The 13,397-nt window shown below is 42.1% G+C and carries 8 protein-coding genes; 4 read left to right on the top strand and 4 right to left on the bottom strand.

What is annotated here, in order from left to right; all coding sequences use genetic code 11:
- The first annotated feature begins 133 nt into the window (after nt 1-133).
- Nucleotides 134-1,285: a hypothetical protein gene (locus tag D0T50_RS12710; protein ID WP_163223909.1), complete on the top strand. Its 1,152-nt coding sequence runs from the start codon at nt 134-136 to the stop codon at nt 1,283-1,285.
- Between the two features lie 7 nt (nt 1,286-1,292).
- Here D0T50_RS12710 and D0T50_RS12715 read toward each other — a convergent pair whose 3' ends face one another.
- From D0T50_RS12715 to D0T50_RS12730, 4 genes are all read right to left on the bottom strand, one after another.
- Nucleotides 1,293-1,727: a DoxX family protein gene (locus D0T50_RS12715; RefSeq protein ID WP_163223910.1), complete on the bottom strand. Its 435-nt coding sequence runs from the start codon at nt 1,725-1,727 to the stop codon at nt 1,293-1,295.
- A gap of 143 nt (nt 1,728-1,870) precedes the next feature.
- Nucleotides 1,871-5,722 (bottom strand): pectinesterase family protein, encoded by a 3,852-nt coding sequence (locus tag D0T50_RS12720; RefSeq protein WP_163223911.1) that lies wholly within the window; start codon nt 5,720-5,722, stop codon nt 1,871-1,873.
- 23 nt (nt 5,723-5,745) lie between these two features.
- A complete protein-coding gene (locus tag D0T50_RS12725) occupies nt 5,746-7,569 on the bottom strand; it encodes a polysaccharide lyase family 1 protein (RefSeq protein WP_203558245.1) in 1,824 nt (607 codons plus the stop codon).
- Between the two features lie 439 nt (nt 7,570-8,008).
- Nucleotides 8,009-8,695 carry a hypothetical protein gene (locus tag D0T50_RS12730; RefSeq protein ID WP_163223912.1) on the bottom strand — a complete coding sequence of 229 codons (687 nt, stop codon included), beginning with the start codon at nt 8,693-8,695 and terminating at the stop codon, nt 8,009-8,011.
- 140 nt (nt 8,696-8,835) lie between these two features.
- On the opposite strand from D0T50_RS12730, the gene purB reads away from it, so the two are divergent.
- From purB to asnS, 3 genes are all read left to right on the top strand, one after another.
- The gene (gene purB, locus D0T50_RS12735) at nt 8,836-10,182 is read left to right on the top strand and encodes an adenylosuccinate lyase (RefSeq protein ID WP_163223913.1); all 1,347 of its coding nucleotides are present in this window, start codon (nt 8,836-8,838) and stop codon (nt 10,180-10,182) included.
- A 73-nt stretch (nt 10,183-10,255) separates the two neighbouring features.
- Nucleotides 10,256-11,752, top strand: coding sequence for a pseudouridine synthase (locus D0T50_RS12740; RefSeq protein ID WP_163223914.1), 1,497 nt, complete (start codon nt 10,256-10,258; stop codon nt 11,750-11,752).
- Nucleotides 11,753-11,773: 21 nt separating this feature from the next.
- Nucleotides 11,774-13,201, top strand: coding sequence for an asparagine--tRNA ligase (gene asnS, locus D0T50_RS12745; protein WP_163223915.1), 1,428 nt, complete (start codon nt 11,774-11,776; stop codon nt 13,199-13,201).
- Nucleotides 13,202-13,397: the final 196 nt, after the last annotated feature.

Consider the following 13,397-nt stretch of genomic DNA (forward strand, 5'->3'; position numbering starts at 1 on the left):
AAAGGTAACAACAAACTATAACCATCTTTTTGCATAATATCTTTTTTAGGCAAAGATAAAAAACATAAAGTGACTCCTCAACTTTTTACGTTGACCCGATAGTATAAACTATTCGGATAGCATATTGCAGGTATTGAATAATATTTATCAAAATACAAATCCAGACCCACATACGATAAAGAATTTAAGGATATCTACTTATAATTTGAACTTGGCTATCTTTACGGCTATTGTGTCGGTGATAAGTGCGTTAGCCGGAATATATGGTGCTATATATTCGAAACAGGGGAGGGACTATTCAAAGCTGACGGCAGATAATGTGGAAAGAGTAAATTTCGAAATTCAGAATAAACTCTTAAAAGATTTGATACGTCATTTGTTTAGAAACCAAGTATGCACAATAGCATTCGCGGCGAAGTGGGAGAAAGATAAAACAAAATATCCATCCGATGAGCACGTACTGAAACTAAAGGTTTTGGCCGATGATATTCACTTGGAGAAATATAATAACAGTCCGGAGTTTTATGATAAGATGCACGGCATAGGTATGTTGCTTCGGAATTACAATGCAGAAATTGATATTATTCATACACACTTAAAGGATCCTTATGTTGATGATGAAACTAAAAAGAATGGCATCAAAACGTTGATGTTTAAGCCGGTGTTTCTGATAAACAGAATTTGGGGTGTTATGGCTTTCCTGAATAAAGAGAAAGAGGAAGCTAAGAAGAAATCGTGGTTTAAGTTGTCGGAAGAAGAACGACTAAAAAGAGAAGAAGAGGCATTGGCGAAAGCTAAAATAGAAAACCAGGAGATAGCTGTTGATATTGTATTGCAATGTCACATAAACAACCTCAAAGAAAACTATTGTATAGACAAGGTTGATAATGTGTGGGCGTTTGAAGATATTATTGAAGCATATAAAGACAATATCAGGCTTGATAAAATTAACGAATTGGTTTTAGGTCTTACCCGTAGTGAAGAGAAAGATAAAAAAATAGCGCAAATGTATGAAGCGCTTGTTGCAGGTATAGAAGCAAATATCACTGAGTTGGAAAAGAATCAGGATAATGCCAGCGACCCACAAAAAGCGCAGGAAGAAATCGAGAAGCGGAAAAAGGCATTTGATGCACTACAGAACAGAATTATGTTCGAGACAAAGAGTGATACACTCTCTGATATAAAGTGGAACGCCGATTTAGTTCTTCAGATGTTGGTTACCGATGCTATTATAGAATACAATAAGATACACATGATTGAGTATCGTGTAGAACAGGGTAAATAGGTATATACTATTTCCTGTCCTTAACCAAGAACTTCCTTAAAATGCGGTCTACAGAAAATCTGCCCGGTCCGGCAATGAGCATTAGGGTAAATACCACTAAATAGACCAATGCCAGTTCTTTTACTGCGAATGGGTCGCTACCATGAATGACGAAAAAGGCCATAGCCATAGTGAAAATCATGGGTATTAAGGCTAATCTATACAGTATGCCAAAGATAAAAGCAATTGAACAGGCTAATTCAGCAAAAATAGCTAGCCCAAGAGATAGTGAGCTGCCAACTCCCAATGGGTCGGGAAAGACTGTGGATAGTTCTTGGAAGTTACTCCACTTTTGAATGCCATGTAGCAAAAATAATAGACCAAACATAACACGAGCTAAGAGTAAGAGCCAAGACATGCTGGCTTCGCTGAACTTACGCGGAAACAATAAATTATAAATCATAACTTGGTAATCTTAATTTAATTCACTTGATTTTTATAGTAGTACAACAACATACAATAGAAAAAGTTTATTAAAACGGAAATCGCCACGGTTTAGAGCTATTCTAAACCGTGGCGATTTGTATTAGAAAATACAAGCAGTTGTTACAACGTAAGCTTAATAGCCCGCTCTCCTACAACTAACACATATATTCCTTTCATACTCATACGTGGAATGCGAACTGTGTCGTCTTTTGCAATTATGTGCTTTATAAGTTGCCCGTCAATAGCGTATAAGCGGATAGTTGCTCCAATGGCTACATGAGAAACAGTTACCTCTGTCTCGGTTATAAAAACAGCAGGTGTGGGGGTAGCTTGCTCTTCTTTGATAGAAACGGGGTCTCCAATGCCGCTTGCCTCACTAATGCTTCCGTATTCGTTGGCTGCCATTACCTGATAGGTTTTATTTGTGTCGACGTTTTCAATAACAAATTCGGTAGTTGTTGTAAACCCAATCACTTCGTTGTTACAGGTGATGATGTAGCAAATGGCATACTCTACACTGTTCCAAGTGAGCTTACCCTCTTCCAATTGTACATTTGTAGGTTTGGCTACTTGTTCAAAGAACTTGCGTGGATTCCAGTTGTCGGTGCCCTCTGTCACTGCCGTGTAGGTGTAAGCAGCCGCTTCTTCGGCTGTAAGTACAGCCTTGGCTTCTTTGGTTGTTCCCGGACTATCGTCTCCGGCATAGATTGTTTTGCGATTGCTGAGATCGATAGGCTTGCCATCGGCATCCATACTGTTGTATTCGGCAAATACCTTGGGGAAGCCACCCATCTCTGTCCACCCTTCGGGAGCTATGGAGATTTTCATTGTTGTGTTGAGGTAAGCCACCATGGGGAATTCGTGCCATGGGCGACCCAACTTTGTTTTTCCATCGTTAGAAGCCGCATTGCCATCGATGGTACATGTTTCGAATACATATCCCCACTGTGTGCCGTTTTTGTGGTTGGGGGCTGTGATAACCGAACCTCCTCTGACACAATACAGGGTGCAATTATCGAAATAACAATCTCCGGCGCCATAAATATAATCAACAGCTCCTTCTATATAACAATCTTTGGCATAGTGGCGATAGCCTGTGTCTCCGGCAGTTTGCCAAGTGTCTTGGAATGAGCGGAACGCACAATTGTAGAATGATGCCCGGTCTCCCTTTGTCATCATGGCAAGCGCTTGTGGCCCATTTTGGGCATCTACACCCCAGTCATTTACGAAGGTGATGTTCTCTGCGTAGAAGTCGTTGCTGTTTACGCGTACCACCGTGCCTTCTTTTCCGTACATGGGCGATTCGGGGTTGTGTACCGAATAAGGCCATGCAGCTAAATCGTTGGCGTACCAACTAGCTTCGGGGTTAGGGGTGGACTGTACATTTATTTTTTCATGAATAATTGTTTCCTCTTTGCTCTGGCCAATCAGGTAAATAAAAGGTTTGTTGGCAGGAATTACTATCGTGCCTTTGTAGTCTCCCTTCTTTACGAAGACAAGCCAAGGTGATGTGCGTCCTGTTGGTGCGCCATCGATAGCGCTTTGCAAAGTGGTGTAATCACCACTACCATCTGTGGCTACTACAGCATCGTACTTGCGGGCAATAGGTTGCGGACGCTCCATTGTAGAGAAAGAGACGGTAGCTCCTTCGAATGCATTACCCCAGTTGTCTGTAAATAACCCGGCAGGGATTGTATAAGAATAAGGAGTGCCGTACGCAAGGTTTTTATAGGTGTACGAAACCGTACGATTCCCAAATACAGGTGTTAGTGTTTCGCCGTTGAACTCCAGTTTTCCTTCGTTGATTCCTGCTTTTACACGTTCGTCGAATGTCAATACGATAGACCCGTTTGCCGAAGCGGTAGACGAACCTTGTGCCGGTGTTGTAGCAAGTAACTTAGGTGCTATTGCATCTTCATTATCTACCCAGTCTGCATAAATCATAACATTAGCTAGGTAGAAACCTTCTGTGTCGTTAGCTGCGGGAGTTCCAAGCAGTTCGCTGCTGCTATCTGCAATCCAACGGATGTATAGTTTGGCTTTCTCTGCGGCAGTAAGTGTGGCAGGCAGTGTTGCACTTAACTCTACCCATTCGGTACTGTGACTGTCGGTTAAATCAACAGTTGCCAAATCAACAAAAGGTCCGGCTTCATTGGTTGCATATTGTATCTTTTGTATTTTATGCACACAAGCATTATCGGCCGCTATGTATGACACAATACGTATGTTTTCGTACGTAAACAACTCTTGATCTTTAGCTGAAAACTCGGCTTGTAGATAACGTGGCGTACTCATTTGTGCGTAATCCGTATATCTTCTGGCGCAGTCGTAGGTAACTCCGCCAAAGGTCTTGGTGCTTCCACCCCAGTTGGTGCTGCTTCCGTCGGCGTTGTATAGTTTCATCAGCCCTGTGTTATCAGTTGTAGCGGCAAAATCACCCGGACGGTTTCCTCTTACAACACCGGGATTGTTAAAATTCCATCCTACAATAAACGGAATAACATCAAAAGTAGCTGTAATTGTTTGCTCGCTATTCATTACTATCTGACGAGAGAGCTGGTTGGTTTCGTCTTCCCAATACATAAATGAAGTAACGGGATTGGGATCAATGGTTACAGAAACAATTTCTCCTTCTTCGTAATACCCATTGACCGGGGCTGGCGAAAGCAATACACTTCCCCATGTAGCGCCATCTCCCTCCTTGTTTACAGTAAGCGAATAGGTGGTGAAGACATCGAAAATAGCTGTTAGCGTTATATCCTCACTGATAGTAAACGTGTATGGATTCTCTGACGAAAGTATGTTTCCGTTGCCATCTTGCCACTCTTTGAAACGATAACCGAAATTATGGCTTGCGCTAACGGTGGCGCTGGCACCTACCTCGTAGGTTGCTTGTGGCGGGGTAACGCTTCCTGCACCTGCCGGATAAACACCAGTCTTGAGATTGGCTGGTTTCGAAACAGTCTTAATCCAGCGTGGGTCGCCCAAGCAAGCTCCGTTTTTACCTGCCGTAGCTAATGCCGAAGATGCTAATAGTGTGAAATCTCCATTGCTGGGATCGGGGAATGGTACTGTACTCACGCTTTCCAACGCACCCTCGCCCAATATTAAATCATTGATAGTGGCATTGGTTACAATTCCTGTATAAAGCGGTGTTTTGTATCCTTCGTGTAGGTTGTTGTTGGCTATGAGTGTGCCGTTATCTCCATTTGACCGGAATACGGATATGTTTGCATTGTCGGCATATCCCTTTACGTACAGGTTGTTGGTAAAAGTAAAAGAAGAACCGGCACCACTATTGCCATTTACATAGCACAAATAGTATGAAGCTTTGCTGATGCCATAGAATGTGTTGTTCGTAAACTCTACACTAAAGTCGGGCGAAGCCATATAACTTCTCCACCACAGAAAGTTTTCGGCGGGATAATTGTACACGGTAGACTCTTTTACAATCGAGTTGAGCACGTAGCCATAGTTCCCATATACAAGGCTGTATCCGGTAGGTCCTGCGCAGTTGATAATTGTTTTATCAATGGTCAGGTTGGTTAATATACCATCGTAACTGCCATTGCTTCCCGATATGCTAATGAGGTGCCTTGTAAGTAGAGATATGTCGCAATTCTTGAATGTGACTTCATCGCATGTTCCTTTAATCTCTATAAATGGAGACGCATTAGGTTGGATCGTTAAATTCTCGAGTACTAAACCTTTGCTTGTTTTACCAGCAGCGAGCGCATTGAATTTTCCGCTTAATTTAACTTTAGAGATATCCTCCTCTACACCTCGTAGGGTAATCTTAGCATCCAATTTTAAGTCGATGTTCAAACCATAGTTGCCTTCTTGTAAAAGTAAAACATCTCCGTCGGCAGCTGCCGAGTAAGCACTCGAAAAGGTGCTTGGCGTAACTTCTGTTTCTGCTGCTCGCAATCCAATGGCGAAGAAGAGAAGGCTAATAATAAAAAATGTTCTCATAGTAATTTGCTTTTTTTAATGTATTAGACAAACAGTTTATATGTTATTGTTTCGTTATTCTCCAGTAAGATTCTAACAAAGAAGAATTTGTTTGTGCTGTTGGGCAGCTGTGTTACAACACTTGTCTCTTTTGAGTATTCTTTTGTAGCAATCATCCTGCCGGCGATGTCATAGAAAACAACTTTTTTTATGGTGTTGCCGTTGTTGGCGCTGATATGAACCTCCTTTGATGTGCGGTTGTAAAACATAGTAATGTTTTTCTCCGCGCTGTTCTCTTTGAGTCCGCTTGATGTGTTGCTGTTTTGATTTACGGTAATATGATTAACCAAACTGTTGATGTAAACCTCCAGATAGGTATATCCTTCTTCGTTTAAGTCGGTAGCTGTTTTGCCTGGATAGTTGCTTTCGAGCCATCCATCGGGTATGCCATCGCGGTTGGTGTCTGTTGGTGCGGTTTCTTGCACTAAGGTAGGCCATGGTGTCCAATTGGCATCAGCGTTGGCTGGTTTTATATCCCTATGCGAGTCGATAATACCTGCTTTTGGGTAGCCGGTACTCTTCCAGTTAACATCCGGCATGCCGGGGTAATTGGTGCCATATCCGTTGTAGATAGATAAACCAATGAAGTTGGTTGTTCCTGCTTGTGTTTCTTCCACCATACGTAGGTCGTGCGAATCGCGTCTAAGACTTGCCCCAGCAAATTCGAGTACTTTTTCGTAAGCTTTCTCGGCAGTGTGGGTTGTTACAGTGGTAGGAACCACATTATCGCCGGAGAGGCCTTTGATAACGAAAGGCTCAGACATTTTGATGCCTGCTTTCTCTGCTTCCGATACTGTGCCATAACCCGACGGGAATTGATTGAATACACCGTACGTCCAGTTGTCTCTGGTGGCGTTGTTGCAGTTTACTTCATTTTTACCATCGTCTACTACATTTCCATCAATATAGAATTGTCCCCAAATGTTATAGCGTATGCTTCCTGTATTCTTGTCTTTGTCTATACTCATGATGCGTCCACGCGCTGTACCTGTGCTCGATCGTGCTCCTGGTTTGTAGTAGTTGTTTACCATGTTGATGTTCATGGCTTCGCCTCCGTATATGTTTCCATAGTTGTAAAGCACATTGTTGCGGTGGTCTACTGTTTCTGTGTGTGGCTTAATGTTTGCTCCGGGGCCAAAGCGTGGTACGCGACTATCATGGTGCACCATAAAATTATGGTGGAAGCTAGCATCTGTTCCTCCCCAAATACCGCCATATCCATGAGGCCCTTTGTCGTGAGTGGAAAGTCGTAGGCTCTCGGAGATAAGGCACCATTGAAGCGTAAAGTAGTTGCAATTATAAAAAGAGACACATTCGTCTGTGCTCCAACTCATAGAGCAATGGTCTACAATTACGTTCTTAAAGAAACGTCCTCCCAGTGCATCGGCTCCTCCGCTTATTACGGAATCGTCGCCCATGCGGATGCGCAGGTAGCGGATAATAACGTTATTGGCACTGATTTCTACAGGATGGTTGGCCAGGCAGATACCATCGCCCGGTGCTGTCTGACCGGCAATCGTTACGTTACCATTCTTGATGCTTAGTTTGCTGTTAAGCATGATTGTGCCACTTACCTTAAAGAGTATGGTTCGCACGCCGGTTTGGTTCAAGCACCACCTGAGCGAGCCTTCTTTGGTGGAACTGTTTCCCGTTGAAGTATCTTCGAGGGTATTTACATAATAAACTGTACCGCCACGTCCGCCTGTGGTGTACATTCCTCCACCTTCTGCTCCGGGAAATGCCGGAGTTTGTGCTACTGCAGCAATGGCGAATGAAAAATAAAAGGAAATTGTTAATAGTGTTCTCATGATTGTTTTGTTATTGATTTTGCGCTGCAATATTAGGTTAAACTATCGGTCTGTACGTACAAAATTTGGTGCAAAACGGACAAAAAATGACCATCTATTCTGTTTTTTACGGATCAAGTTAAATAGTATAGCCGTATAGTCCAAATACTTGACGCGTCAAGTATAAAGAGTACACGCTTCAAGTATAAAGAGTTGACGCGTCAAGTATTTGGGGGTGAAATACCCCCTCTCAGAAGCGTCCTAGCGCAACATTGTTTCTTTGGAAAATAAGCAGAAATGTAAAGGGAAGACAAGCACCAACAAAGATTTCTACTTGATCCGTTTTTTACTTCACTGATTATGGGTGTTGAATCGTGAGACATAGGCTGAGCAGTCGTGCGCCTATGGACGACGGAGCATGAAACTGTGGCTGAGGGAACGCAGAATTATGACCTGATTGTTACAACCAAGATTCAAAATGCCAGGTGAGTGGCATTTCTTCTTCAATAAATGTAGTGCAATGGGTAATTCCACTCGATAGGCTGGTGTTAGCGTAGGCGTTCCATCCCGTTTTGAATGAAGCGTTGTAGCTGAAAGATTTCCTGCCACCGGCTACTAAGGTGAAATTGTATCCGCTTAGTGCGAAATCTTGATTGGCATAATGATAGTATATGAATGTCTTGTTGCTCTTAGAACCTTCGCCTGACCAATCGCTAAGAAACAATCTACCTATACGGTTATTGTCGTTGTCGTAAGCAATGATGTCATTGAGTGCTGCAACTTTTGCCTGTGCATTATTGCCCTCTGCCGGCCAGTAACCGGTATAATCGGCAGCATCGGCACGCGTAGCCTTTTGTAATTCTTCGTTACTAAAATGAACGGGAAGAGAAAGTGTGACTTTCCCATTGCTATACTTTCCCTCTACGGTTGCTATTATTTGCCAATCGACCCCTGATATTTCTGCTTTAACCTTGCTGAATGTTATGTCCTGTGGCAAACCTACTATTTCGGAGATGATGATGTTGTCGTTTTGCAGACAAGTGACGGGTAGTGGCGGTAACTCTTCCCCCTCTTCGGAGCACGAAAAGAGGAGTGCGCAAAGAAGCGATATTGTTATAATTAAGTATGGATATTTAATACTTGCCATCGTTGGTTATCTGCAAAAAGGAACTCTTTCTCTATTAAAAGTTGATAAATCGGGCGCAAGTTACAAACTTTCTTTATTTCTTTACTCTTAACTCAATAAAAAGCTCTATTTTTGCACTTTATTTTTATCACAAACGGGGTATGAAATTAGAACAACTTACAGCTATATCGCCTATTGATGGTCGCTATAGAGACAAAACTAGCGAATTAGCCAAATATTTTTCCGAGTATGCACTTATTAAGTACAGAGTGCAGGTGGAAATTGAATATTTCATCGCGCTTTGTGAACTTCCTTTGCCCGAACTTGCTTCGGTTACACAAGAAACGTTCACTGCTTTGCGTGCTATCTATCAAAACTTTTCAAAGGAAGACGCGCAGCGCATCAAAGATATTGAAAAAGTAACTAACCATGATGTAAAAGCGGTAGAGTACTTCATTAAGGAAGAGTTTGATAAGCTAGGAGGGTTAGACGCATATAAAGAATTTATCCACTTTGGGTTGACATCGCAAGATATCAACAATACGTCGGTGCCACTTTCTATCAAAGAAGCTTTGGTGGATGTGTACTTGCCTTTATTAAATGAACTTACCGCGCAACTTAAAACTTATGCTGCCGAGTGGGCAGATATACCAATGCTTGCCAAAACACATGGACAGCCTGCTTCGCCAACTCGTTTGGGAAAAGAAATCAATGTGTTTGCTTATAGGTTGGAAGTGCAGACGGCCGAATTGCAGAAGTGTGTCATCTCTGCCAAGTTTGGTGGAGCAACCGGTAATTTTAATGCGCATCATGTAGCCTATCCAGCCAAAGATTGGAGAGAGTTTGGTAATACATTCCTGGCTAATAAGCTCGGTTTGCAACGCGAAGCATATACTACACAGATATCCAACTACGATAACTTATCGGCACTGTTTGATGCAATGAAACGCATCAATACTATTTTAATAGATATGAATCGCGACTTTTGGCAATACATCTCTATGGAGTATTTTAAGCAGAAGATTAAGGCCGGTGAAGTGGGGTCGAGTGCTATGCCACACAAGGTAAACCCGATTGATTTTGAAAATGCGGAAGGAAATTTGGGCATTGCTACTGCTATTCTGGAGCATTTGGCTGTGAAGCTGCCTATCTCTCGTTTGCAACGCGATTTGACGGACTCAACTGTATTGCGGAACGTGGGTGTGCCATTTGGACATATTGTTATAGCAATGCAGAGCTCTTTGAAAGGCTTGCGTAAACTCTTGTTGAACAATACGGCTATCTATAATGATTTAGATAACTGTTGGAGTGTGGTGGCAGAAGCCATACAGACTATCTTGCGGAGAGAAGGTTATCCCAATCCTTATGAGGCACTAAAAGCATTAACCCGAACAAATGAAGCTATAAACGAAGTTTCTATAAAACGGTTTATTGAGGAATTGAACGTAAGTGAAAACATTAAAGAAGAATTAAGAAAAATAACCCCGCATACCTATACGGGGATTTAATACAGTATTATCAATATATAAATCCTAAAAAAGTGCCGCGAGGCATAGTGTGTAATTTTATTCGAATAGAACCATGAGTACAGAAAATGATTTTTGGAAGGAAGAGCCTGCCAATGAGGGTAAGGAAATGAACCGTGAAGGTAATGAGTACAACAATGACGGATACAATCGTCGGGAAAACAACTACAATCGCGAAGGAGGTTATAATAGGGAAGGTGGATACAACCGCGATGGTGCTAATCGCTCGTATGGCGATCGTCCCCAACGTCCTAGCTACAATCAAGGAGGTGGTTATAACCGCCCTAATTACAATCAGGGTGGTGGCTACAACCGTTCGTATGGTGATCGCCCACAGCGCCCCAGTTATAATCGTGATGATAATTCGCAACGTTCGTACGGTGATCGTCCGCAACGTCCTAATTATAATCGTGACGATAATCAAGGCTCTTATAATAGAGGTGGAAATGCCTATGATCGTCCACAGCGTCCGCGCATAAATAGAGAAGAAGGTGCGCCACGCCCACGTATTAACCGCCCACAACCACGCCCATATGATAATGACCAGGGCTACGAACGCAGACCTTATAACAACGATGGTGGCGAAAGACGTCCATATCGTCCACAAGGTGGTGGTTATAATAGCGGAGGCTACAATAGCGGTGGTTATAATAATGGTGGCTATAATAGAGGTGGAGGCTATGATCGTCCTCAACGTCCACGTTTTAATTCGGGCGATGGACGCTCACAAGGCTTTAATCGTCCTCAACGTCGTACAGATGATTATAATCCACATGCAAAATATAGCATCAAGAAGCAGATTGAGTACAAAGAGTTGAACGTAGATCCTAATGAACCGATTCGTCTGAATAAATTTCTAGCCAATGCGGGAGTGTGTTCGCGTCGCGAAGCGGATGAATTTATCACCGCAGGTGCAATATTGGTGAATGGTGAAGTTGTGACAGAATTGGGTACAAAAGTGAAACGTTCGGATGAAATTAAGTTCCACGATCGTTCGGTAAATATAGAACGAAAGATATATATATTGCTAAACAAACCGAAAGATTGTGTAACAACCTCTGATGATCCACAATCTCGTCGTACTGTAATGGATTTGGTGAAAGGAGTTTGCTCGGAGCGTATCTATCCGGTAGGTCGTCTTGACCGTAATACTACCGGTGTATTGTTGCTTACAAACGATGGCGATTTGGCTTCTAAATTAACGCATCCGCAATATGAGAAGAAAAAAATCTATCAGGTTACAACAGATAAGAATGTAACCAGAGCAGATATGGATCAGATACTGGATGGTGTTAAGCTAGATGAGGAAACTGAAGTTAGAGCAGATGCTGTAAGTTATGTAGATGATTTCAAGCGCAACGTGATTGGTATTGAAATTCATACAGGGCAAAACCGTATCGTTCGTCGTATATTCGAAGCTCTGGGTTATAAAGTAGTGAAGTTGGATCGCGTATTCTTTGCAGGATTAACCAAGAAAGGTTTAAGACGTGGAGATTGGCGTTATCTGTCTGAGAACGAAGTGAACTACCTACGTATGGGGTCGTTCTCTTAATGATTATAAAAAGTAAAAAGTATGGAAAAGATTAGTAGAACAAAGATTGTTGATTTGTTGGCATCCGATAAATTTGGAGCTACGGTCAATGTAAAAGGATGGGTGCGTACTCGTCGCGGTAGTAAACAGGTGAATTTCATTGCCTTGAATGACGGTTCTACAATAAATAATATACAAGTAGTAGTGGATTTAAGTAACTTCGATGAGGAAATGCTGAAGTTGATTACTACCGGAGCTTGTTTAAGTGTTAATGGTATTTATGCGGAGTCTGTTGGTTCCGGACAGCAAGGGGAAATTCAAGCGACTGAAATAGAAGTGCTTGGTGCTTGTGATAATACATATCCGCTGCAAAAGAAAGGGCATTCAATGGAGTTTCTTCGTGAGGTGGCTCACTTAAGACCGCGTACCAATACTTTTGGAGCGATATTCCGTATCCGTCATCACATGGCGATTGCAATTCATAAATTTTTCCACGAAAGGGGGTTCTTTTATTTTCATACTCCTATAATAACAGGGTCTGATTGTGAAGGGGCTGGACAAATGTTTCAGGTAACTACGATGAATATGTACGACCTGAAACATGATGAAGCAGGATCGATAGATTATAAGAATGACTTCTTTGGGAAGCAGACTAGTTTGACTGTTTCCGGACAGTTGGAAGGTGAGTTGGCTGCAATGGCTTTGGGCTCAATTTATACTTTTGGACCTACTTTCCGTGCCGAAAACTCGAATACACCTCGACACTTGGCAGAGTTTTGGATGATAGAGCCGGAAGTTGCCTTCAACGAGATAGAAGAGAACATGGATCTGGCCGAAGATTTCATTAAGTATTGTATTCAGTGGGCTTTGGACAACTGTATGGATGACATTCAGTTCCTCAACGGTGCCAGAAAACATCTTTATAAGAATGAAGAAACAGACGATCTGATTGAACGCCTGCAATTTATTTTGCAAAATAAGTTTGTTCGCCTGTCATACACCGAGGGTATTGAGATACTGGAAAAAGCAGTTGGCGATGGGCATAAGTTTGAATTCCCCGTTTATTGGGGAGTCGATCTGGCCTCTGAACACGAACGCTATTTGGTTGAATCGCATTTCAAAACTCCGGTGATTCTTACTGATTATCCGAAAGAGATTAAATCTTTCTACATGAAGCAGAATGATGATGGAAAAACCGTACGTGCTATGGATGTTCTTTTCCCAAAAATCGGCGAAATTATAGGTGGCTCACAACGTGAAGAAAATTTAGAAAAACTACAACGTCGAGCTGAAGAAATGGGAGTTCCAGAGAAAGATATTTGGTGGTATATGGATACCCGTCGTTTTGGAACCGCTCCACACTCTGGTTTTGGGCTTGGATTTGAACGCTTGTTATTGTTTGTTACTGGTATGAGTAATATTCGTGATGTGATTCCATTCCCAAGAACACCTAACAATGCCGAATTCTAAAATGTGTCGTGCATAGAGTATTAAATCCCCGTCAATCTTGAGTAATGAGATTGATGGGGATTCTTCTGTTTTTATGCTATCGCTCTTTACAGTTCAAAAAAAGCATAGAAAATGTTGGCAGGTAAAAAGAAAAGCACTAATTTTGCAAGCCGATTATTATCGAAAAGTATTAAAAGATTAATTCATAGCTACTTAG

The sequence above is a fragment of the Bacteroides sp. 214 genome (genome assembly GCF_010501015.1).
GTDB lineage: Bacteria > Bacteroidota > Bacteroidia > Bacteroidales > Bacteroidaceae > Bacteroides.

Coding starts and splice junctions, on each gene's coding strand:
- D0T50_RS12715 (WP_163223910.1), bottom strand. CDS start 1,727: ATGATTTATAATTTATTGTTTCCGCGTAAGTTCAGCGAAGCCAGCATG.
- D0T50_RS12720 (WP_163223911.1), bottom strand. CDS start 5,722: ATGAGAACATTTTTTATTATTAGCCTTCTCTTCTTCGCCATTGGATTG.
- D0T50_RS12725 (WP_203558245.1), bottom strand. CDS start 7,569: ATGAGAACACTATTAACAATTTCCTTTTATTTTTCATTCGCCATTGCT.
- D0T50_RS12730 (WP_163223912.1), bottom strand. CDS start 8,695: ATGGCAAGTATTAAATATCCATACTTAATTATAACAATATCGCTTCTT.
- purB (WP_163223913.1), top strand. CDS start 8,836: ATGAAATTAGAACAACTTACAGCTATATCGCCTATTGATGGTCGCTAT.
- D0T50_RS12740 (WP_163223914.1), top strand. CDS start 10,256: ATGAGTACAGAAAATGATTTTTGGAAGGAAGAGCCTGCCAATGAGGGT.
- asnS (WP_163223915.1), top strand. CDS start 11,774: ATGGAAAAGATTAGTAGAACAAAGATTGTTGATTTGTTGGCATCCGAT.